General features: G+C 72.4%; 23 protein-coding genes. 9 read left to right on the top strand and 14 right to left on the bottom strand.

From position 1 onward, the window contains the following. Positions 1-3 precede the first annotated feature (3 nt). Complete coding sequence (gene dapD / locus ACP6CK_RS05345) at positions 4-840, bottom strand: 2,3,4,5-tetrahydropyridine-2,6-dicarboxylate N-succinyltransferase (RefSeq protein ID WP_426959876.1); 837 nt, start codon at positions 838-840, stop codon at positions 4-6. 219 nt (positions 841-1,059) lie between these two features. On the opposite strand from dapD, the gene ACP6CK_RS05350 reads away from it, so the two are divergent. Then, the gene (locus tag ACP6CK_RS05350) at positions 1,060-2,211 is read left to right on the top strand and encodes a DUF2336 domain-containing protein (protein ID WP_426957848.1); all 1,152 of its coding nucleotides are present in this window, start codon (positions 1,060-1,062) and stop codon (positions 2,209-2,211) included. Positions 2,212-2,214: 3 nt separating this feature from the next. Here ACP6CK_RS05350 and argB read toward each other — a convergent pair whose 3' ends face one another. The 7 genes from argB to rpmH are packed head-to-tail and all read right to left on the bottom strand — an operon-like array spanning position 2,215 to position 7,309. Further along, entirely contained in the window at positions 2,215-3,102 is an 888-nt protein-coding gene (argB, locus tag ACP6CK_RS05355; RefSeq protein ID WP_426957849.1) for an acetylglutamate kinase, read from the bottom strand. A 12-nt stretch (positions 3,103-3,114) separates the two neighbouring features. Beyond that, positions 3,115-4,023 carry a DUF72 domain-containing protein gene (locus ACP6CK_RS05360; protein WP_426957850.1) on the bottom strand — a complete coding sequence of 303 codons (909 nt, stop codon included), beginning with the start codon at positions 4,021-4,023 and terminating at the stop codon, positions 3,115-3,117. 47 nt (positions 4,024-4,070) lie between these two features. Then, the gene (gene yihA, locus ACP6CK_RS05365; protein WP_426957851.1) at positions 4,071-4,727 is read right to left on the bottom strand and encodes a ribosome biogenesis GTP-binding protein YihA/YsxC; all 657 of its coding nucleotides are present in this window, start codon (positions 4,725-4,727) and stop codon (positions 4,071-4,073) included. 46 nt (positions 4,728-4,773) lie between these two features. After that, positions 4,774-6,528 carry a membrane protein insertase YidC gene (gene yidC / locus ACP6CK_RS05370; RefSeq protein WP_426957852.1) on the bottom strand — a complete coding sequence of 585 codons (1,755 nt, stop codon included), beginning with the start codon at positions 6,526-6,528 and terminating at the stop codon, positions 4,774-4,776. A gap of 10 nt (positions 6,529-6,538) precedes the next feature. Next, positions 6,539-6,763 carry a membrane protein insertion efficiency factor YidD gene (gene yidD / locus ACP6CK_RS05375; protein ID WP_426959877.1) on the bottom strand — a complete coding sequence of 75 codons (225 nt, stop codon included), beginning with the start codon at positions 6,761-6,763 and terminating at the stop codon, positions 6,539-6,541. A 32-nt stretch (positions 6,764-6,795) separates the two neighbouring features. Beyond that, positions 6,796-7,131 carry a ribonuclease P protein component gene (rnpA, locus tag ACP6CK_RS05380; RefSeq protein WP_426957853.1) on the bottom strand — a complete coding sequence of 112 codons (336 nt, stop codon included), beginning with the start codon at positions 7,129-7,131 and terminating at the stop codon, positions 6,796-6,798. Positions 7,132-7,174: 43 nt separating this feature from the next. Continuing rightward, positions 7,175-7,309 carry a 50S ribosomal protein L34 gene (gene rpmH / locus ACP6CK_RS05385; RefSeq protein WP_426957854.1) on the bottom strand — a complete coding sequence of 45 codons (135 nt, stop codon included), beginning with the start codon at positions 7,307-7,309 and terminating at the stop codon, positions 7,175-7,177. Between the two features lie 412 nt (positions 7,310-7,721). Between rpmH and ACP6CK_RS05390 the strand changes: the two genes are divergently transcribed. The 5 genes from ACP6CK_RS05390 (at position 7,722) to ACP6CK_RS05410 (ending at position 12,957) form a co-directional block, all read left to right on the top strand. Next, positions 7,722-8,048: a hypothetical protein gene (locus ACP6CK_RS05390; protein WP_426957855.1), complete on the top strand. Its 327-nt coding sequence runs from the start codon at positions 7,722-7,724 to the stop codon at positions 8,046-8,048. Between the two features lie 142 nt (positions 8,049-8,190). Next, positions 8,191-9,612 carry an FAD-dependent oxidoreductase gene (locus ACP6CK_RS05395; protein ID WP_426957856.1) on the top strand — a complete coding sequence of 474 codons (1,422 nt, stop codon included), beginning with the start codon at positions 8,191-8,193 and terminating at the stop codon, positions 9,610-9,612. 30 nt (positions 9,613-9,642) lie between these two features. Next, positions 9,643-10,434 carry a 3-hydroxybutyrate dehydrogenase gene (locus ACP6CK_RS05400; protein ID WP_426957857.1) on the top strand — a complete coding sequence of 264 codons (792 nt, stop codon included), beginning with the start codon at positions 9,643-9,645 and terminating at the stop codon, positions 10,432-10,434. After that, on the top strand, positions 10,431-11,750 hold the full coding sequence (locus ACP6CK_RS05405; protein ID WP_426957858.1) for a patatin-like phospholipase family protein: 1,320 nt from the start codon (positions 10,431-10,433) through the stop codon (positions 11,748-11,750). Before ACP6CK_RS05400 ends, ACP6CK_RS05405 begins: the two co-directional genes overlap by 4 nt. Positions 11,751-11,868: 118 nt before the next feature. Further along, a complete protein-coding gene (locus ACP6CK_RS05410; RefSeq protein WP_426957859.1) occupies positions 11,869-12,957 on the top strand; it encodes a sensor histidine kinase in 1,089 nt (362 codons plus the stop codon). On the opposite strand, the gene ACP6CK_RS05415 is transcribed toward ACP6CK_RS05410, so the two are convergent. The 6 genes from ACP6CK_RS05415 to ACP6CK_RS05440 all read right to left on the bottom strand — a co-directional run bounded on the left by ACP6CK_RS05415 (position 12,958) and on the right by ACP6CK_RS05440 (position 18,625). Further along, entirely contained in the window at positions 12,958-13,371 is a 414-nt protein-coding gene (locus tag ACP6CK_RS05415; RefSeq protein WP_426957860.1) for a DUF3293 domain-containing protein, read from the bottom strand. A gap of 4 nt (positions 13,372-13,375) precedes the next feature. Further along, positions 13,376-14,560 carry a class I SAM-dependent rRNA methyltransferase gene (locus ACP6CK_RS05420; RefSeq protein WP_426957861.1) on the bottom strand — a complete coding sequence of 395 codons (1,185 nt, stop codon included), beginning with the start codon at positions 14,558-14,560 and terminating at the stop codon, positions 13,376-13,378. A gap of 30 nt (positions 14,561-14,590) precedes the next feature. Continuing rightward, positions 14,591-15,547: a polysaccharide deacetylase family protein gene (locus ACP6CK_RS05425; protein ID WP_426957862.1), complete on the bottom strand. Its 957-nt coding sequence runs from the start codon at positions 15,545-15,547 to the stop codon at positions 14,591-14,593. Next, positions 15,544-16,470: a DMT family transporter gene (locus tag ACP6CK_RS05430; protein ID WP_426959878.1), complete on the bottom strand. Its 927-nt coding sequence runs from the start codon at positions 16,468-16,470 to the stop codon at positions 15,544-15,546. Before ACP6CK_RS05430 ends, ACP6CK_RS05425 begins: the two co-directional genes overlap by 4 nt. Then, positions 16,460-17,242, bottom strand: coding sequence for an aldolase (locus tag ACP6CK_RS05435; RefSeq protein ID WP_426957863.1), 783 nt, complete (start codon positions 17,240-17,242; stop codon positions 16,460-16,462). The genes ACP6CK_RS05430 and ACP6CK_RS05435 overlap by 11 nt, the downstream gene beginning before the upstream one ends. A gap of 93 nt (positions 17,243-17,335) precedes the next feature. Beyond that, positions 17,336-18,625 (bottom strand): MFS transporter, encoded by a 1,290-nt coding sequence (locus ACP6CK_RS05440; protein WP_426957864.1) that lies wholly within the window; start codon positions 18,623-18,625, stop codon positions 17,336-17,338. 122 nt (positions 18,626-18,747) lie between these two features. On the opposite strand from ACP6CK_RS05440, the gene ACP6CK_RS05445 reads away from it, so the two are divergent. From ACP6CK_RS05445 to ACP6CK_RS05455, 3 genes are all read left to right on the top strand, one after another. Beyond that, positions 18,748-19,320: a TetR/AcrR family transcriptional regulator gene (locus ACP6CK_RS05445; RefSeq protein ID WP_426957865.1), complete on the top strand. Its 573-nt coding sequence runs from the start codon at positions 18,748-18,750 to the stop codon at positions 19,318-19,320. A gap of 64 nt (positions 19,321-19,384) precedes the next feature. After that, the gene (locus ACP6CK_RS05450; RefSeq protein WP_426957866.1) at positions 19,385-20,017 is read left to right on the top strand and encodes a glutathione S-transferase family protein; all 633 of its coding nucleotides are present in this window, start codon (positions 19,385-19,387) and stop codon (positions 20,015-20,017) included. A 71-nt stretch (positions 20,018-20,088) separates the two neighbouring features. Next, a complete protein-coding gene (locus tag ACP6CK_RS05455) occupies positions 20,089-21,333 on the top strand; it encodes a Zn-dependent hydrolase (RefSeq protein ID WP_426957867.1) in 1,245 nt (414 codons plus the stop codon). Positions 21,334-21,354 lie beyond the last annotated feature (21 nt).

Below are 21,354 nucleotides of genomic sequence, written 5' to 3' on the forward strand. Positions count from 1 at the left end.
TTCCTAGTCCCGCAGAAGCTCGTTGATGGACGTCTTCTCCCGCGTGCGGGCGTCCACGCGCTTCACGATCACGGCGCAGTAGAGGGCGGGGCCCGCGGAGCCGTCCGGCAGCGGCTTGCCGGGGAGGCTGCCGGGGACCACGACGGAATAGGGCGGGACGTGGCCCATGAAGACCTCGCCGGTGGTGCGGTCCACGATCTTCGTGCTGGCACCGAGGAAGACGCCCATCGAGAGGACGCTGCCCTGGCCCACGATGACGCCCTCCGCCACCTCGGAGCGGGCGCCGATGAAGCAGTCGTCCTCGATCACGACGGGGTTCGCCTGAAGGGGCTCGAGCACGCCGCCGATGCCGGCGCCGCCGGAGATGTGGCAGTTCTTCCCGATCTGGGCGCAGGAGCCGACCGTGGCCCAGGTGTCCACCATCGTGTTCCGGTCCACGTAGGCGCCGAGGTTCACGAAGCTCGGCATCAGGACGACGCCGGGCGCGATGTAGGCGGAGCGGCGCACCACGGCGCCGGGGACGGCACGGAAGCCGGCCTCGCGGAAGCGGTTCTCGCCCCAGTCGGCGAACTTGAGCGGGACCTTGTCATAGGCGCCGGCGGCGGTGTCCATCGGCGCGCTGTCCTCCAGCCGGAAGGACAGGAGGACGGCCTGCTTCAGCCACTGGTTGACCGTCCAGCCCCCCTGCCCGTCCGGCTGGGCGACGCGGACCTGGCCGGAGTCCATCGCTTCCAGCACCGCCTCGATCGCGTCGCGATCGCTGCCGCGGGTCGCGGGGGTGAGGTCGGCGCGGCGCTCCCACAGGGCCTCGATCTGGGGCTGGAGCGCGGAGAGGTCCATCATGCTGTCCTGGATCGTCTCGGGGGATCGTGGCGGGGGAACGCGGCGGGCGGGCGGCCCCCATCGCGCGGGGCGGGCGGGAAGTCAACGGAAGCCCGGTGGTGAAGGTGCTCCCGTTCAGCCCTTGTTCATGAGGCGCGGGCAGCTTGGCGACATGGCAAGGGCTCTCACGCCGCGCCTCCGGGTCGTCCGCGGCGGGCGCCGGGCCGGGATGGATGCATGAGCGACCCGCTGGCCTCCAGGCTGAGGGAGGATGAGGCGGCGCGCGCCCGGCTGGCCGAGCGGCGCGACACGCCGCCGGAGATGCTCTTCTTCCTGGCCAATGACCCCGCCAGTACGGTCCGGGTGGCCATCGCGGCGAACGGTGCGACGCCTCCGCAGGCCGACCGCCTGCTCGCCCGGGACGAGGACCCGCGCGTCAGGCGGGTGCTGGCGCGGAAGCTCGCCGCGCTGGCGCCGATGCTGAGCCCGGAGACGCAGGACCGGCTGCGGCGGATGGCCTGGGACACGCTCTGCCTGCTGGTGGAGGACGCCGTGGTGGTCGTACGTGCCGCCATCACGGAGCTGGTGGCGGAGCTTCCCGACGCGCCGCGTGCGCTGATCCTGCGGCTGGCCCGGGACACCGCCATGCCCGTGGCGGAGCCGGTGCTGCGCTTCTCCCCGCTGCTGACGGATGCGGACCTGATCGCGTTGATCGCCGATCCGCCGGCGCCCGGAACGCGCGGGGCGATCGCGCGCCGGGCGGGGCTGGGGCCGGCGCCGAGCGACGCCATCGCGTGTGGCGGGAATGCTGCGGAGGTGGCGGCGCTGCTGGCCAATGCCTCGGCCGCCATTCCCGACGCCACGCTGGACGCCCTGGCGTCGCGGTCGGCCGCGGAGCCGTCCTGGCAGGCCGTGCTGGTGCGGCGGCCGCGGCTAAGCCACGCGGCGGCGCACGCACTGGCCGGGATCGTCGCGGACGAGATGCTGAAGGGGCTGGCCGCGCGGGACGACCTGGACCCGGCACTGTTGCGGGATCTGCGGGCGCGGCTGGCGGAGCGCGGCCCGTCCGGCCAGGTCTGGGACATGAACGAGGCCGGGTTCCTGCGAGCGGCGCGGGACCGGCAGGCCGGGGATTGCGGGCGTATCCTGGCCGCCTTGAGCGGGCTCCCGGCCGGGCCGGTGACGCGCGCCATCCTGGCCCGGAATGGGCGAACGCTGATGGCGCTGTGCTGGAAGGCGGGATTGTCGGTCCAAGCCGCACAAGCCGCCGGCGCTGCCTTCGGCACGGCGCCGGGCGAGGCCACCGGGGCCCCCGGCGGCTGGGGGCTGCCACCCGAGGCGATGCGGGCGGAGATCGAAGCGCTGCTGGCGCCCCGACCCCGGAACTGAGGCTCAGGGCTTGATGAGGGTGCCCGGGCCGGCGGGGGTGAAGAGCTCCGCCAGGACGGCGTGCGGGACGCGGCCGTCGAGGATGACGGCGCCCTGCACCCCCTTCTCGATGGCGTAGATGCAGGTCTCGACTTTCGGGATCATCCCGCCGGAGATCCAGCCGGCCTCGATGCCCGCGCGGACCTCGGCGACGGTCATCTCCGGGATGTTCTGGCCATCGGGGCCACGGACGCCGGGGACGTCGGTCAGCATCAGCAGGCGGGCGGCCTTCAGGGCACCGGCGATGGCGCCGGCCACCGTGTCCGCGTTGATGTTGTAGGTCTGGCCATCCTCGCCCACGCCGGCCGGAGCGACGACGGGCACGATGTCGGCGCCGATCAGCAGTTCCAGCACCTTCGTGTCCACGTGCTCCGGCTCGCCCACGAAGCCGAGGTCGAGGACCTTCTCGAGGTGGCTGTTCGGATCGCGCACCACGCGGGTGAGCTTCTTCGCCCGGATGAGGTTGCCGTCCTTGCCGGAGATGCCGACGGCGATGACACCGGCGCGGGTGATGGCTTCCGCCACCTGCTTATTCACCGTGCCGGCGAGCACCATCTCGACCACATCCACCATCTGCGCGTCGGTCACGCGCAGGCCGTCCACGAAGGTGGACTGGACGTTCAGCCGCTTGAGCATGGCGTTGATCTGCGGACCACCGCCATGCACGACCACGGGGCTCACGCCCACCTGCTCCATCAGCGCGATGTCGCGGCCGAAGCGGAGCGCGGCCTCCTCCTCGCCCATGGCGTGGCCGCCGTACTTCACGACCACGATCTCGTCGTCATAGCGCTTGAGGTAGGGGAGCGCGCCGGCGAGGATCGCCATCTGGTCCCGGGCGTCTTCGGTGGTCATCTCGGGCGGCGCTCAGCTCCTCGGGCGCAGGCGGTCGGCCAGCGCGGTGGCGTTGGGCGGCGTGAAGAGCTTCACCTCCTCGTCGCCCGCGGCGTCGAGGTAGAGGAAGACGTCCCGATGCGCCAGCCTTGCCGGCGGCTCCGGGGCGACGCGGCGGAGGCCCTCGGGCTCCCCGCCCTTGGACCAGACCCGGCTGCGATCGGCCCAGGCGTCGAGGGCGGCGTGGCCGTAGCCCCCCTCCCCGTGCGCCTTCGAGACGTGCAGGCGGACATAGACGAAGTCGGCGGTGACATCGCCGAGGCGGGGGTATTCCTCGACTCCGTCGGTCAGCACGAGGGCGACGTTGTGCTCGCGCAGGAGGCCGATGAAGGCCGGGTCGGCGTAGCTCTCGTGCCGGACCTCGACCGCGTGGCGGATCGGGCCGTCATGCTCCGGCTCGGTGAGGGCGCGCCCTTCCAGCCGAGGTTCGTGGCGCCGGGCCATCGCTGCGGCTGCCATGGTGTGCTTCGGGAGGAGCTTCAGCCAGGTCTCGATCCGCTCGCGGTCGAAGGGCAGCTTCGGGGGGATCTGCCAGAGGATGGGGCCGAGCTTCGGGCCGAGGGCGAAGAGGCCGCTCGCGAAGAAGTTGGCGATTGGCGCCTCGACGTCCTTCAGGCGGCGCATGTGGGTCACGTATTGCGGCGCCTTCATCGAGAAGACGAAGCCGTCCGGTGTCGCGGCGGCCCAGGACCGGAAGGTCTCGGGCTTCTGGAGGGAGTAGAAGGTGCCGTTGATCTCGAGCGTCGCGAATTGGTTCGACGCGTGGGAGAGCTCGTCCTTCTGCTTCAGGCCCTTCGGGTAGAAGCTGCCGCGCCAGGGCGGGAAGGTCCAGCCGGCGATGCCGACACGGGTGGAACCGGTCCTCTCTTCGCGATCTGGCATGATGTCCCTCGCCCCGGAGCCTCTCTCGCCCCGGGCGCGGGCGGCGGTCAAGCTTGCGCCAGTTCCGCGAGCTCGGCGCGCAGCTCCGGGATGCCGGTGCCTTTCTCCGAGGAGGTGGTGATCACCTTCGGGTGGGCGGCAGTGCGCTTGCGGACGATCTCGGCCGCCTCCTCCTGGCGTTTGAGCAGGCGGGAGGCCGGCTTCGTGTCGTCGGCCTTGGTCAGGACGATCTGGAACGGCACGGCGGCCTCGCCGAGCAGGTCCATGGCGGCGCGGTCGCCGTCCTTCGTCTCGATGCGGGCATCCAGCAGAAGAATGACGCGGCGGAGATTCGGGCGACCGCGGAGGTAATCGAACATCAGGCCCTGCCAGTCGGCCTTCACGGCTTTGCCGGCGGCGGCGTAGCCGTAGCCCGGCATGTCCACGAGGGTGAGGCGGGCGGAGCCCTCCTCTCCGAGTTCGAAGAAGTTGAGCTGGCGGGTGCGGCCGGGGGTGATCGAGACGCGCGCGAGCGCCTTCTGGCCGGTCAGGGCATTGATCAGCGACGACTTGCCCACGTTGGACCGGCCGCAGAAGGCGACCTCCGGCAGGGTGAACTCCGGCAGCTGCTCCAGCTTCTGCGCCGCGTAGACGAAGCGGCAGGGGCGGGCGAAGAGAAGGCGGCCCGCCTCGATGCGGGCCGCCTCCTCGGCTTCGGTGGTCACGGCCGAGCGGCCCTCCGGGCCGCCATGTCCAGCCGGCTCCTGGCCATCATGTTCGGGCGACCGCCTTCTCGGAGCGGCGCGCGGCGCGGTCATGGCGCATGATGTAGTACTGCTGCGCGACCGAGAGGAGGTTGTTCCAGGACCAGTAGATCACGAGGCCGGCCGGGAAGCTCGCGAGCATGAAGGTGAAGATGATCGGCATGAAGGCGAAGAGCTTCGCCTGCACCGGGTCGGGCGGCGCCGGGTTCAGCTTGAACTGAATGAACATCGTCACGCCCATGATCAGCGCCCAGGCCGGCAGGTGGAAGAAGGCCGGGGGATCGAAGGGGATCAGGCCGAACAGGTTGAACAGGTTCGTCGGGTCCGGCGCCGAGAGGTCGCGGATCCAGCCGAAGAAGGGCGCCTGGCGCATCTCGATGGTGACGAAGAGCACCTTGTAGAGCGCGAAGAACACCGGGATCTGGAGCAGGATCGGCAGGCAGCCCGAGGCGGGGTTGATCTTCTCCGCCTTGTAGAGGGCCATCATCTCCCCCTGCATTTTCGCCGGGTCGTCCTTCAGGCGCTCCTTCAGTTCCTGCATCTTCGGCGCGAGGATCTTCATCCGCGACATCGACTTGTAGGATTTGTTCGCGAGCGGGAAGAACAGGATCTTCAGGAACAGCGTGAAGATCAGGATCGCGATGCCGAAGTTGCCGACCAGGCCGTAGAGCCAGTCGAGCGCGTAGAAGAACGGCTTGGTAATGTAATAGAACCAGCCGAAGTCGATCGCCTTGTCGAAGTCGTGGATGCCGAGGCCGCGCTCGTAGGAGTCGAGCAGCTTCACCTCCTTGGCGCCGGCGAAGAGGCGGGTGGCGAAGGGGGCGGTGGCGCCGGCGGCGACCTGGAGCGGGGCGGGCGGCGCGAAGTCCACCTGCCAGCGGTCCTGCCCGCCCTCCGACACGTGGCGGTAGGCGGCGCGGATGCGCTGGGTCTGGTCCACGGGGGCGAGCGCGGTCAGCCAGTACTTGTCGGTGAAGCCGGCCCAGCCGCCGGGGCTTTCCTGGTCCAGGGCAACGCCGTTCGTGCGCTCCCCGCCGGACTTGGCATCGGCGTACTTCGTCTCGCGCAGGCGACCGTCGAGCACGCCGACGAATCCCTCATGCAGGATGTAGTAGCCGGCGACCGTCGGCGTGCGCTCGCGCCGGATGCGAGCCCAGGGGAGGACCTGCACCGCCTCGGTGCCGGTGTTCACCACGCGCTGCTCGGCGGTGACCATGTAGTTCGCGTCGAGCGAGAGCACGATCTCGAAGCGCTGGCCCGTGCCGTTCTCCCAGCGGAGCGTGACCGGCGTGCCAGGCGAGAGGGTCTGCGCGTCCGCCGTCCACTCGGTGTTCACGTCCGGCACGGCGACGTTGCCGCTGGCCGTCCAGCCCCACTGGGCGAAGTAGGGGTGGCTGTCCTCCCGCGGGGCGAGGAGGCGGACCAGCGGGCTGTCGGGAAGGATCGTCTCCCGGTAGTCGCGCAGGACGAGATCGTCCAGCCGCGCCCCGCGAAGGTTCACGCTGCCCTGCACGCGCGGGCTCTCGATCCGCAGGCGCGGGGCGGGGGTGGTCGGGGCGCCGTCCGAGGGTCCGGTGCTGGCGACGCCGGCGGGGTTCAGGGCGGTGTTGCCCTGCGGGATCGGGACCGGGGTGGTCTGGGTCTGCTGCGCCTGCTGCTGCGCCTGGCGCTGCGCTTCCCGCGCCGGGCGCTGCCAGACGTCGAAGAGGAGGAGGATGCCGATCGAGATCGCGATCGCGGCAAAGAGTCGCTTGTTGTCCATCGGACCGGGATCAGGCCTTCGGGGCGGGCACGGGGTCGTAGCCGCCGGGGTTCCAGGGGTGGCAGCGCAGCACGCGCCGTGCCGAGAGGGCGGCGCCGCGGAGGGCGCCGTGGGCGGACAGGGCCTCGATGGCGTAGGCGCTGCAATGCGGGTGGAAGCGGCAGTGCGAGCCGATGACGGGGCGCAAAGTCCACTGGTAGGTGCGCACCCCGAGCTTCAGGGCTTCGGCGGCCAGGCCCGGGCCGTGCGGGCGATGGGCGGCGGCCGTCACGGCAGCACCCCGGCCTGTCGCAGCGCGCCGCGCAGGTCGCCCTTGAGCTGGTCGAAGGGGCGCGCGCGGGTGTCGTCGCGGCCGATCAGCACCACGTCCCAGCCGGGCGGGGGCGATTCGCCGAGGACGGCGCGCGCGGCCTCCCGCAGCCGACGCTTGGTGCGGTTGCGCACCACGGAGTTGCCGACCTTCTTCGTCACGGTGAAGCCGACGCGGAGAGGGCCGCCGGTTTCCGCGACAGCCTGCAGGACCAGCCCCGGCCGGGCGGCGCGCTTGCCGCGGCTGGACGCGCGCAGGAAGTCGCGCCGCTTCTTCATCCGGGGGATGGTCATGGGACCGGCGGTCTGACCTGGGGCGGCGCGGGCCGCCGGGCGATCAGGCGGAGAGGCGCTTCCGCCCCTTGGCGCGGCGGTTGGCGAGGACCTTGCGGCCGCCGACCGTCTCCATGCGGGCACGGAAGCCGTGGCGGCGGGCGCGGACGAGCTTGGACGGCTGGTAGGTACGCTTCACGGGACTGGGCTCCGTCAGAGATGGACCGGCCCCAGCGGGTGACTGGGATATCCGGGATGGCCGGTCGTGGCCCGGCCGCCTCTCGCCCGGCCGGCATGGGCGGACGCGGGCGGCCGCGGCGGGAGGCCCGGCGCGGGTGGCGCTGTATAGGTAGGGGCTCGACGCGGCGTCAACTCATCGACGTCCTGGACGGCGTCCCGGCACCCTTCAGGCCGAGGCGTCGTGGACCGGCCGGTCGTGATGCCGCGCGATCGTCGGCCTCTCTCGGGCCGGCCGTCAGCTCTCCCCGGGGCACGGCCGGCTCCGGATCGCGTGAACCACATGTCATTCCGCGGAACATGTTGAGTTATGTGAGACGGCGATAGGATGATTTGCCGCCATTCCGGCGGCGCTTCCTTTCGGATCCTCCGACATGCTGACCCGTCGTCTCGGCGCGCTGTTCGCCACCCTCCCGCTCGCGCTCGCCGCCGGCACCGCCCTGGCCCAGAACGCCGACTTCCGCCTCAACAACCGCCTCGATCAGCCCATCAACGAGGTTTACATCTCGTCCTCCGGCCAGGGCAGCTGGGGCCCGGACCTCATGGGCGCCAACGTCCTCGCGCCCGGCGGGGTCCTGTCCCTGACCGTTCCCCCGGGCCAGTGCCTGAATGACATCCGGCTGGTGCTCGCGGATGGTTCGACGATGGAGCGGCGCCAGATCAACACCTGCGAGCTGACGGACGTGAACGTCACGCCCTGACGCGCGTCGCCGCGGCTGCTGGCGGGCCGGGGCGTTGATCTCCGGCGCGCGGGTGGCGATTCGCGCCCGTCCCATGCCCTGGGCGGGCGTGCGGCCGGGCGCTATCCCTGGCCCCGGCGATCCCGCCGCGGACAGGAGCATCATGCCGGACACGGACATCGCGGTGATCGGCGCGGGGCGGGCCGGGCGGGAAATCGCGGCGCTCTCGGCCCTGCTCGGGCTGCGGGTGGCGCTGTTCGAGCGGGGGCCGATGGGCGGCGACGGCCCGGTGCGCGGCCGGGTCGCCGCCTCGGCCCTGCTGGCCTGCGCGCACCGGGCCGCGGCGCTGCGGGAGGCCGGCCGGTTCGGGCTCCCGGGCGGTGAGGCCGCGGTGGACTGGAACGGTGTGCGCGCCCGCATCCGGGAGGCAATGGCGGAGGTGGCGCCGGACGGCTCGGCGGCGCGGTTCGAGGGGATGGGCATCGAGGTCGTCCCGGCCGCCGCCCGCTTCGCCGGGCCGCAGACCCTGGCGGCCGGCGGGCGGGAGTGGCGCTTCCGGCGCTGCGTGGTCGCGGCGGGCGGGGCTCCCGTCGTGCCCGGGCTGCCGGGGCTGGAGACAATTCCCTACCTGACGGAGGAGACGATCCTCGCGCTGCAGACGGCGCCGGAACACCTGATCGTGCTCGGCGGCGGGGCCTTCGGGCTGGAGATGGCGCAGGCCCATGCCTTGCTCGGATGCCGGGTGACGCTGGTGGAGCCAGTGCGGATCGCCCTCGGTCATTCGGCGGAGTTGGCGGAAGGGCTTCTTCGCGCGCTGCGGGCGGACGGGGTGACGGTGCTGGAGGGGTATCAGGCAGCCCGGGTGGAGCATGGCGGGCCGGGCGTCATGCTGGCCCTGACGGATGGGACGCGGGTGGAGGGGTCGCATCTCCTTCTCGCCCTCGGGCGGTCGCCGGCCCTGGCGGGGCTCGACTTGGCGGCCGCCGGGGTTGCCTTCGGGCCGGGCGGGATCGCGGTCGGCCGAGGCCTTCGGAGCACGACGAACCGGCGGGTCTGGGCCGTGGGCGGGATCGCCGACGCGCCCGACGGGCGGCCGGAGGGGGCGCCGCGGGCGGGCGGGGGCGACGTGGCACTGGTGCTGCGGACGATGCTGTTCCGGCTGCCCGGCGCGGTGCCGGAGGTCGCGCCCATGCGGTCGGTGCGTACCGAGCCGGGGCTGGTGAGCCTCGGGGCCGACGCGTTCGAGGCGGAGGACGGCCGCACCGTCCGGCTGCTCCGCTGGCCGCTCGCCGATACCGGCGGCGCGGCGGCGGAGGGCGTGACGCTCGGGCTGGTGCGGTTGGTGGCGGACCGGCGCGGGCGCCTGCTGGGTGCCGGGTTGCTGGCGCCACGCGCGGCGGAGCTGGCGGGAGTGCTGGCGATGGCGGTCCAGCAGGGGATGCGGCTCGACGCCCTGGCGGAGCTCGATCTTCCCTCGCCCTCCCTTGCTGAGGCGATCCGGCAGGCGGCGCGGGAATTCTACACCCCGGTTCTGTCCTCGGCGGCCACTCGCAGGATCGTGCGGTTGACGACGCGCCTTCCCTGACTGTTTTGCAGCGCAGCAAAGGATTTTGAGATGACACGCAGCCTTGAAGGCCGGACGGCGCTCGTCACCGGCTCGACGAGCGGGATCGGTCTGGCCATCGCCCTTGCCTTCGCGCGGCAGGGCGCGCGGGTGATGCTGAACGGGCTGGGCGACCCGGCCGGGATCGCGGCGGCGCGGGCCGAGGTGGCGGCCGCCGCGGGGTCGGAGGTGCCCTTCTCCGACGCTGACCTGTCGGATCCGGCGGCGGTGCGGGCGATGTGCGCGCAGGCAGCCGCCGAGATGGGGTCGGTGGACATCCTCGTGAACAACGCAGGCATCCAGCACACGAGCCCGATCGAGGAGTTCCCGGAGGGGAAGTGGGACGCGATCCTCGCCATCAACCTCTCCTCCAACTTCCACGCCATCAAGGCGGTGCTGCCGGGGATGCGCGCGCGGGGCTGGGGGCGGATCGTCAACGTGGCCTCGGCGCACGGTCTCGTCGCGTCCCCCTTCAAGGCCGCCTACATCGCCGCGAAGCACGGGGTGGTGGGGCTGACCAAGACCGTGGCGCTGGAGGTCGCGCGGGCGCCGATCACCTGCAACGCCATCTGCCCGGGCTTCGTCCGCACCCCCCTCGCCGAGCGGCAGGTGCCGCCGCTCGCGAAGGAGCATGGCGTGTCGGAAGAGGTGGCGCTGGCCGATTACCTTCTCGCGAAGCAGCCCTCCCGGCGCTGGGTCGAGGTGGAGGAGGTGGCCGAGATGGCCGTCTATCTCTGCGGGCCGAACAGCGGGGCGGTGAACGGAGCGGCGCTGTCCATCGATGGGGGCTGGGTCGCCGCGTGAGCGGCGCTGACGAGACGCCCCGCTGGAAGGGCGAGGGGGCGGAGCCGCAGGCGGGCGGCGCGGGCGGGATCGGCGCCGCGCCTGCTGCGGGGGCGCCGCCGGGAACGATTGAGGCGGGCGCTGTGCCCGCCTCCGCCTCGGCCACCGCCGCACGCCGGTTCGACGACGCGCCGATCCCGGAGGGGCGCGTCGAGCGCCGCTCCGGCGAACGCCGCGGCAGCGGCGGCGGTGGCGCGGAGGGCATGCCGCCGATCTCCCAAGCGAATGTGTCCGCGCCGGCCATCGCGACCTCCACGGAGCCGAAGCGCCTGAACCTCGCGTTGCAGGGCGGCGGCACGCATGGCGCCTTCACCTGGGGCGTGCTGACACGGCTGCTCGAGGATGAGCGGATCGAGGTGGACGCGATCTCCGGCACCTCGGCCGGGGCGATCAACGGCGCGATGCTGGCGCAGGGCATCGCGGAGGGCGGACGCGCCGGGGCGATCGCGGCGCTCGATCGGTTCTGGCGGGAGATCGCGACGCGCCTGACCTTCAGCCCCCTGCGGAACACGCCGCCGGAGAAGCTGCTCTGGGGGTATGACCTGAGCTTCAGCGTCGCCTGGCAGACCTTCGATGCCGTGACGCGGATGCTTTCCCCGTACCAGTTCAATCCCTTCCCCATCGAGGTGAACCCGCTGCGGCGGGTGCTGGAGCGGGTGCTGGACGAGGCGCGGCTGCGGAGCGACCCGCGGGCGCCGCGGCTCTACGTCTCCGCCACCAACGTCCGCACGGGCAAGCCGCGCGTCTTCGAGCGGCACGAGGTCTCACGGGAGACGCTGCTCGCCTCCGCCTGCCTGCCGAACCTGTTCCGGGCGGTGGAGATCGACGGGGAGGCCTATTGGGATGGCGGCTATCTCGGCAATCCGGCGCTCTGGCCGCTCTATTCCAGCGGAGGACCGCCGGACATCGTCGTGGTGCAGGTGAACCCGATCACGCGGGAGGAGATCCCGAAGACGGTCTCCGACATCAACACGCGGCTGAACGAGGTCACCTTCAACGCCTCCCTCATGTACGAGATGCGGGCAATCGAGTTCGTGCAGCGCCTGGTGGACCAGGGCGCGCTGACGCCGCCGCGCTACCAGCGGCTCTTTGTCCACCTGATCGAGGACGAGGCGCGGATGCGGGAATTCGGCATGTCCACGAAATACAACGGGGACTGGGACTTTCTCTGCACCCTTCGCGACAACGGGCGGGAGGCGGCTGAGCGCTGGCTGGCGGAGAACTTCGAGGCGCTCGGGCGCCGCGACACGGTGGACCTGCGCGAGCGCTTCCTCTGAGGTGATCGGGCAGGCGTGATCGCGGTCCGTCCGGTACCGCATTGTCATTTGTTTATCTCGCTCCCAGAGAATAGGGACGCCTCCGCCAGAGAGGCCGACCTGTTCGGGAGCCTGCCGCTTGCGGTTCTATGCCCTGCTCGACCGCCTGCGGATCCCCGGCGGGGTCACGGGCAAGTTCTTCGTCGTCGCCTTCGTGGGCACGCATGTCCCGCTGCTCGCGGCCCTCGCTTATGCGATGGCGGGGCGCGATCCGGACTGGTGGCTGCTGGCGGTGGTGCTGGTCGCCACGCTCGGTGGCACGGCGCTCGCCCTGGCCGGGCTCTGGGCCCTGCTCGTGCCGCTGCGGCGGACGACGCGGGCGCTGGAAGCCTATGCGCGGGATGCCACCCTCCCGGACCTGCCGCTCGGCTCCCAGGACGAGGCCGGGCGGCTCATGCGGACCACGCAGGAGGCGCTCGTCGCCCTCGACACGGCGCTGACCGCGGCCCACGGCGCCCGGCAGGAAGCGATGGAGGCGGCGGGCCGGCGAGAGCGGGCGCTGGCCGAGGTCACGCACGAGTTGCGCACGCCGCTGAACGCCGTGCTGGGCTTCGCGGAGCTTCTCCAGATGCAGCGGCATGGGCCGCTCGGCCATCCGCGCTACGCCGAGTTCGTGACCGACATCAGCGAGGCCGGGGCGCATATGCTCTCGCTGGTGGAGAGCGTGCAGCGCTTCGCCGCCGCGCGTGGCGGGAAGGAGGCGCTGGAGCTGCGGCGAGTGGACCTCCACCGGCTCGTCGAGCGGGCGCTGCGGATCGCCCGCGGAGAGGCTGGGGCCCAGGAGATCACGCTGCTCAGCGCGATCCCCAAGGGCCTCATGGTGGCGGCCGATGAGCGGGCGCTGCTCCAGATGATCCTCAACCTCGTGAACAACGCGGTGAAATATGCGGGGCCCGGGAGCCGGGTGACCGTCACCGCGGAGCCGCGCGAGAGCGATGTGGAGGTCGCGGTGGCGGACACCGGTGCCGGCATGTCGCCGGAGGAGCTGGCCGTGGCGCTGGAGCCCTTCGGCCGCGGCGCGAGGGCGCGGGACGCGGGGGTGCGCGGGACCGGGCTGGGATTGCCCCTGGTTCGCGCCCTGGCGGAGCTGCATGGTGGGGCGCTCGCGCTGGACTCCGTCGTGGGACGCGGGACGACGGCGCGCATCCGGCTGCGCGCGGCGGCCTGATCAGGGCTCCGGCGTCAACGGCGTCAGGCAGAGCAGCCGCGCCGGGGCACCCCGGCGCAGGACGACGATCGCGTGCTGGCGGAAGCGCCGGCCGAGCCGGGCGAGGACCCGGGGATCGCAGGCGACGAGGAGCATCGGCTCCTCCCAATCCGTGCCCGGGCAGGCGAGGGCATTGCGCGAGGGAAATCGGCGCGCGGCCCTTCGCAGCCGGTCGTGATGGCGTGCGTTGCGACCCGGCGCGGTGCGGCGGGAGAAGGGGTTGAAGGCGGAGATGAGGCCGCCCTGCCTGGCGCCGAGGGCGGCCAGGGTCTCGTCGGCAGCGGCGCTGCGGCGGCCGATCCGTATCTCGGCCAAGCCTGCGCGATAACGGCTCTCGCGGTAGGCGCGGACCAGCCGCGGCGTGAGGACGGGCACGGAGTCAGGTGAGGTGGAGCGTGAGGCCCTTCAGGTAGGCGCTCTCCGGCAGCATCGGGTGGATGGGGTGGTCGGGCCCGGCGCCGGTGATCGCCAGGATGCGCGCGTCCCGACGGGCGCGCCGCACCCCCGCCAGCACCGTGTCCGCGAAGTCGCCGGGCGCGACGTGGTGGGAGCAGGACGCGATGAAGAGGATCCCGCCCGGCGCGACAAGGGAGGCGGCGAAGCGGGCGAGGCGCTCATAAGCGCGGAGGGCGGCGGGGATATCCTTGCGCGCCTTGGCGTAGGCGGGTGGGTCGGCGACCACGACGCCGAAGCTGCGGGCCTGGTCGCGCAGGCGGGCGAGGGTTTCGAGGGCGTCGCCCCGCATCGGCTCCACGGCGCCGTCCAGGCCGTTGCTGCGGGCCGTCTCCATGGCGGTCGCCAGGGCGTGATCCGACCGGTCCAGGAGCGTGACGTGACGGGCGCCGGACTTCGCGGCCTGCAAGCCGAAGCCGCCGGTGTGGCAGAAGGCGTCCAGCACCGTCTCCCCGCGGGCGAGGTTCGCAACGCGGGCGCGGTTCTCCCGCTGGTCGAAGAACCATCCGGTCTTCTGGCCGCCCAGCGGGTCCACGGCGAAGGTGACACCGCCCTCCTCCACCCTGCCCGTCGGGTCGGTGCCGTGCAGCAGGGTGGCGGTCTCGGGCAGGCCCTCCAGGGCGCGCACGCTGGAATCGTTGCGGGCCACCACGGCGCGCGGGGCGACCAGGGTCTCGAGCGCTCGCAGGATGGCGGGCGTCGCCGCTTCCATCCCGGCAGTGTTGGCCTGGAGGGTGATCAGGTCGCCATAGCGATCGAGCACGAGACCGGGCAGGCCGTCCGCCTCCGCATGGGTGAGCCGGTAGTGGGGCGTCGCGAAGAGCCGCGTGCGAAGCGCAAGGCATTCAGCGATGCGCGCCGTCCAGAAGGCGTCGTCCAGCAGCTCGGCCGGATCGCGCGAGAGGCGGCGGGCCGCGATGAGGGTGTGCGGGTTGAAGTGGTGGACGCCGTAGGGAGCGCCGTCCGGGCCCTCGATCCGGACCGGCGTGCCCGGCGACAGGGCACGGGCGTCCGGAGCCATCGCGATCTCGTTCGAGAAGACCCAGGGATGGCCGGCGGCGGCGCGGCGGTCGCGGCCAGGCAGCAGGCGGAGGGTGGGGCGGTCGGGCATGGGGGCGGGGAGATAGCCCGGCCGCGCGGCCTACTCCACCGGCATCACGCGGGCATCGCGCGGGGTGAGCGCCCTGCCCTCCCCCAGCGCCCAGTCCGCGATCTCCTCGCGCCTGGCGAACCAGACGCCAGGATGGGTGGCGGCCCAGGCGAGGAAGGCCTCCGCGCTGCGCATCATGGCGGGGTGGCCGGCGACGAAGTCGTGCAGCGGGACGCTCATCATGCGGCGGCGGGCGGCCGCCTCCTCGTACAGCGTCTCGAACTCCTGGCGGAGCATCTGCTCGTAGTCCCCGAGGGACCGCTGCCGGTTCTCGAAGAAGTTCAGGTCGTTCACGTGGCCCATGTAGGGGACGAGGCAGAAATCCTTGTCGCCGTTCACCGTCTCGATCCAGGGCTCGTCGCGGCTGCGGTCGTCGATCGAGTAGGTCAGGCCGAGTTCCTGAAGGAGCGCGTTGGTGTTCACGCTCGCCTGCAGGCCCTGGGCGTTGAAGCCTTTCGGCCAGCGGCCGGTGACGCGGCGGAGGGTCTCGAAGCCGTGGCGGAGGAAGTCGCGCTCCTGGTCCCGGCCCATCCAGTGGGTGGAGACGTGCAGCCGGCCGCGGCCGCCGCCCTCATGGCCGCGCGCGACGATCTCCCGCGCGAGCTCGGGATGGCGCTCGATGCTGGCGCCGATCATGAAAGAGGAGACCTTCACGCCGCGGCGGTCGAACATGTCGAGCAGGCGGGGAATGCCCTCGAGCGCGCCGTAGGTGCGGTTCTGGATCGCGGGGAAGTTCGGGAAGCGTCCCCCGCCCGGGCCGGGCTGCCATCCCGTCGCCTGTCCGCCATCGGCCTCGAACATCATGCAGATCGAGACGGCGAGGCGGGCGCCGTTGGGCCAGAACGGCCCCACCGGGCGCGGGGACCGCTGGGCGAGGGCGGGGGCGGCCAGGGGCGCCGCCAGGGCCGCGGCGAGTAGGGACCGGCGGGTCGGAGGGGTCGGGATCACTGCGGCAACTCCCTTCGTTTCCGGGTCGAGCTTTGCACCGCCAGCAGGATGCCCGCGAGGGTGAGGGCGAGGGCGATGGCCTGGCGGGTTCCGAAAGGCTCGCCCAGCCAGGCGGAGGCGGAGAGGACGCCGATGATCGGCGTGGCAAGGGTGCCGATGGTCGCCACGCCGGCCGGGAGCACCGCGAGCGCGCTGAACCAGGTCAGGTAGCAGAGGCAGAGCGGGATCGCCGCCATGTAGAGGAAGGCAGCCCAGCCGGCCGTGGACAGGGTGGCAGGCGAGAAGCTCTCGAGGAACGGGGAGGCGATGGCGAGCGGCAGGCAACCCAGCCCCACCTGCCAGGCCGTCGCGGCCACCGGGTTCATGGGCAGAGGGCGTCGCTTGAAGGCTACGGTCCCGTAGGCGAAGAGGATTGCGCCGGAGAGGATGATGGCGACGCCGGGCAGCTTCGATTCATCCACCTCGAAACCGCGCGCGGTGATCAGGATCGCCACGCCGGCGAGGCCGAGCGCGAGGGCGAGGATGCGCGCGAAGGTCGGCCGCTCTCCGAGGACCGGCCAGGCCATGAGGGCGGTCCAGGCGGGCATGGTGTAGCAGATAATCGCCCCCTCCCCGGCCCCGACGTAGCGCAGGCCGATCGTGGCGAGCCCCATCCAGGCGGTGACGTTGAGGAGGGAGGCGATGACGAGCCGGCCGAACTGGCCCGCCGGGACCGCCAGCGGGCGGCCGCGGGAGGCCGCGAAGGTGGCCAGGGCCAGGGCCGCCAGCACCCCGGCGTAGCCCCGCGCCGCGAGAGGCGGCATCTCGGTCAGGAGCGACTTCAGGATCGGCCAGTTCAGCCCCCAGCCAATCGCGGTGACCGAGAGGTAGAAGAGACCGAGGCGCCGATGTCCGCGGGCGGCCGAGGATCCGTCAATCGAGATAGTCCGGCTCCTCGCGGGCGAGGATGCGCTTGACGCTCTCGAGGTGGAGGCGCGCGCTCTCGTCGCCGCCGCCCCGCATCTGGGCGTAGGTGCGCTCCGCGACGTCCGTCGCGACGGGCTTCAGTGGCCGGCCGGTGGCGAAGGCCAGGCGCTGCACCTCGGCCGCGCGCTCGAGGTAGTAGAGATCGTCCCAGGCCTCCGCGATGGAGGGGCCGACGACCATCACGCCGTGGTTCTTCAGGAAGACCACGTCCGCCTCCCCCATGGCGGCGGCAATGCGGTCACCCTCCGCGCTGTCCAGGGCAAGGCCGTTGTAGTCCTCGTCCACGGCGGTGCGGCCGTAGAACTTCAGCGCGGTCTGGCCGGCCCAGACGAGCGGCGGGCCTTCCAGCATCGAGAGCGCGGTCGCGTTCGGCATGTGCGTGTGGAAGGCGGCGGCGGCGCGGGGATGCCGCAGGTGCAGGCGGGCGTGGATGTAGAAGGCGGTCGCCTCAGGCACGCCCTCCCCCGCCAGGACCTGGCCGTCGAAATCGGTGATGAGCAGGCGGGACGCGGTGATCTCGGCGAAGGACCAGCCGTAGGGATTCACCAGCATCAGGTCCGGCCGGCCGGGGACGAGGGCGGAGAAGTGGTTGCAGATGCCCTCCTGCAGGCCGAGCCGGGCGGCCATGCGGAAGCAGGCCGCGAGGTCCACGCGCGCCTGGCGGATCGCGTCCGTGTCCAGGTCGCTGTTGCGCAGGATCGGCGGGGCGGAGGAAAGGGACTGGGCCATCGTGGCGTTCCGGCGGGGAGAGTCGCAGGGTCGCCCCGTGGCGCGCGGATCGCAAGGCACTCGCCCCCGGCGCGAGGCCCGGGGCCGCATGGTTCAGGCCGGGCGTGGTGCCAGCGCACGCCCACGGTTGATGGCGAGGGCAAGGAGCGCTGCGATGAGGCAGGCCGCGCCGGCCGTGTAGAAGGCCGGAAGGTAGCTCGCCAGCGCATCGCGGCTGAGGCCGGCGCCAAGGGCCGCGGTGGCGGCGCCGAGCTGGTGGCCGGTGAAGACCCAGCCGAAGACGAGCGGCGCCTTCTCCCGCCCGAAGGACTGGCCGGCGAGCTTCACGGTCGGCGGGACCGTGGCAATCCAATCCAGGCCATAGAAGATCGCGAAGACGGACAAGCCGTAGAGGGAGAAGGTGCTCATCGGCAGGAAGAGGAGCGAGAGGCCCCGCAGGCCGTAGTACCAGAAGAGCAGCTTGCGGTTGTCGTAGCGGTCGGACAGCCAGCCGGAGGCGATGGTGCCGACGAAGTCGAAGATGCCCATCATCGCCAGCACCGACGCGGCCTGGACCTCCGCCATGCCGAAGTCGCTGCAGAGCGGGATGAAGTGGGTCTGGATGAGGCCGTTCGTCGAGAGGCCGCAGATGAAGAAGGTGGCGAAGAGGATCCAGAAGGCCGGGGATTGCGACGCCTCGGAGAGGGTGGCGAAGGCGGTGCGGACGGGGTTCGCGGCCGGGGTCGGCGGGACGGCCGGCTTCGTGCCGGGGGCGGCGCCATAGGGGGCGAGGCCCAGCTCCTCCGGGCGGTCGCGGCCGAGGAGGAGCATCAGGACGCCGCCCGCGGCGCAGGCGAGGAGGCCGGGGACCATCGCGGTCCGCCAGCCCTCGTTCTGGGCAAGCCAGGCGGCGAGCGGCAGGAAGGCGAGCTGGCCCGTGGCGTTCGCCGCCGTGAGCATCCCGAGGACGAGGCCGCGGCGCTCCGCGAACCATCGGTTGGCGACGGTGGCGCCGAGGACGAGGGCGGTCATGCCCGTGCCGAGGCCGGTCAGCACGCCCCAGGTGAGCCAGAGCTGCCAGACCTCCGTCATGACCGCGGAGAGGAGGATCCCGGCGACGACGAGGGACAGCGCGATGGCGACCGCGCGGCGCAGGCCGTAGCGCTGAAGGATCGCGGCGGCGAAGGGCGCCATCAGCCCGAAGAGGAGGAGGCGGAGCGCGAGGGCGCCGGAGATGCTGCCGGTCTCCCAGCCGAACTCGCGCTGCACGGGCAGGAGAAGCGCGCCGAGGATGCCCAGGGCCCCTGCCGAGGCGAGGGAGACGAGGAAGGTGAGCGCGACCATCACCCAGCCGTAGTGGATGCCGCGCCGGGCGAGACGTGCGGAAAGGGAGGCGGCCAGCATGCACGGATCTCCGGGCCGGGACGCCGCCGGTTGCGGGCGGGGCGCGTCGGGGCCATGTTTGATGATGATCGTCATCGGAATAGATGACGCGCGTCATCTAAAGTCAATGGGAGTCTCCGGACATGGCGCGATCCTCGCGGGAGCAGGTGGCGCAGAACCGGCAGGCGGTGCTGGAGACGGCGTCCCGCCTGTTCAAGGAGCGCGGGATCGAGGGCGTGAGCGTGGCCGAGGTGATGGGCGCGGCGGGCCTGACCCATGGCGGGTTCTACGGGCATTTCCCCTCGAAGGAGGCGCTGGCAGCGGAGGCCTGCGAGCAGTCCTTCGCGCGTGTGGCGGCGCGATGGGAGGCGCTGGGCGACACGCCCGGGGCGCTGCAGGAGGCGGTCCGCCACTATCTCGGCGCGGCCAACTGCCGCGAGCCGGGCCGTGGTTGCCCGGCGCCGGCCCTGGCGGCGGAGGCCGCCCGGGATGCGCCAGATGGTCCGTTGCGGCGGGCCTTCACCCTCGGGATGCGCGGGATGGCGGCGGGGCTGGAGCGGATGCTGCCGGGCTCGGTGGCCCGGCGCAGGCGGCGGCAGCGGGCGCTGGCGGCGCTCGCCACGCTGGTCGGTGCCGTGCTGCTCGCCCGCGCGGTCGGCGACGACCCATTGGGCGAGGAGATGCTCGCGGCCGTGCAGGCGGAGCTTGCGGGATGAGCGGGCTTGGTCGGGGCCGGCCTCGGTGGAAGAATCCGCGCTCTCTCGGTCGCAGGAGGATCGCGTGATCCGCGTCCACCACCTCGAAGCCTCGCGGTCGCACCGGGTGCTCTGGCTGCTGGAGGAGCTCGGCCTGCCCTACGAGGTCATCCGCTACGCGCGGGACCCGGTGACGATGGCGGCGCCACCCTCGCTGCGCGCGGTCCACCCGCTCGGCAAGTCGCCGGTGGTGGAGGATGGCGGGGAGGTGCTGGCCGAGTCCGGGGCCATCCTGGAGACGCTGCTCGACCGCCATGACCTGACGGGCAGGCTGCGGCCGGCGGCGGGGAGCGCGGCGCACCGCCGCTATCTGCACTGGATGCACTTCGCGGAGGGGTCGGTCATGCCGCCCCTGCTGGTGAAGCTGTATCTCTCGCGGCTGGGGCCGGCGGGGGCGGCCGCGCTGCCGCGGGTGGACGGGCAGATCGCCGACAACCTCGACTACATGGAGGCGGTTCTGGCCGAGGCGCCATTCTTCGCCGGAGAGGCGTTCTCGGCAGCGGATATCCAGATGGGGTACCCGATGGAGGCGAGCGCGGCGCGGGGCGGGTTGAGCGAATCCCGGCCCCGGCTGTGGGACTGGCTCGCGCGGATGCGGGCGCGCCCGGCCTGGCAGCGCGCGATTGAGCGGGGCGGGCGCTTGTCCCTGCCGCGCTGACGGCGCGCGGCGCCGGGGTTGCCGGGCGGGCCGCACCGCGCAAGATCGCCCCACAGCATCGGGCCAGGGACATGTCGGGGACCAACCAGCGCATTGACGGGCAGCGCCTTTGGGACGCGCTGATGGAGATGGCGGCCATCGGCGCCACCCCGAAGGGCGGCGTGAAGCGGCTGACCCTGACCGAGGTGGACCGGGCCGGCCGGGATCGGTTCACGGAGCTCTGCCAGGCCGTGGGCCTGACGGTGCGGGTGGACGCGATGGGGAACATGTTCGCGCGCCGGCCGGGGCGCGATCCGTCCCGGCTGCCGGTGCTGTTTGGCAGCCACCTGGACAGCCAGCCCACCGGCGGGAAGTTCGACGGCGCGCTCGGCGTCATCGCGGGGCTGGAGGTGATGCGGACACTGCACGGGCTGGGCATCGAGACCGAGGCGCCGCTGGAATTGGTGAACTGGACGGACGAGGAGGGCAGCCGCTTCGGGCACTCGCTGATGGGCAGCGGCGTCTGGGCGGGGGTCTACGAGCAGGACAAGGCCTATGCGCTGCGGGACGGCGACGGGGTGACGGTGTCCGAGGCGCTGGACGGAATCGGGTACAAGGGCGAGCACCCCGCCGCCCCCTTCCCCGCCGATTCCTACTTCGAGCTGCACATCGAGCAGGGGCCGATTCTCGAGCGCGAGGGGAAGAGCATCGGCATCGTCACCGGGGCGCAGGCGCAGGTCTGGTACGACGCCGTCATCACGGGCCAGGACGCCCATGCCGGGACGACGCCTCCCTCGACGCGGCGAGACGCGCTGCTGGGCGCGGCGCGGATCGTGGAGCTGGTCGATTCGATCATGCGGTCGCGGGGAGAGGATGGGCGCGGGACGGTCGGGCGCCTCTCCGTGCTGCCGAACTCCTGCAACGTGATCCCCGGGGAGGTGCGGTTCTCCGTGGAGTTCCGCCATCCCTCCGGCGCCGAGATCGAGGGAATCGCGGAGAGCTTCCCGGTGCAGGCCTCGCGCATCGCGCACGAACTAGGCCTGACCCTGGAACTGACGGAGCTGTTCCGCATCCCCGCCCAGCCCTTCGACCCTGATTGCGTGCGGCTGGTGCGGGAGGCGGCGGCGCGGCTGGGCCTGCCGGCGCGGGAGATCATCTCCGGCGCGGGGCATGACGCGGTCTATGTCGCGCGCCGCGTGCCGACGGCGATGATCTTCACGCCGTGCAAGGACGGGCTCTCGCATAACGAGGCGGAGAGCATCCTGCCGGAGGAGGCGGAGGCCGGGTGCCAAGTGCTGCTCGAGGCCGTGGTGGCGCGGGCGAACGCGCCGCGCTGACGCCGGAGCCGGCCGGCGGCG

This window comes from Muricoccus radiodurans (genome assembly GCF_050154705.1).
GTDB classification, from domain to species: Bacteria; Pseudomonadota; Alphaproteobacteria; order Acetobacterales; family Acetobacteraceae; genus Roseomonas; species Roseomonas radiodurans.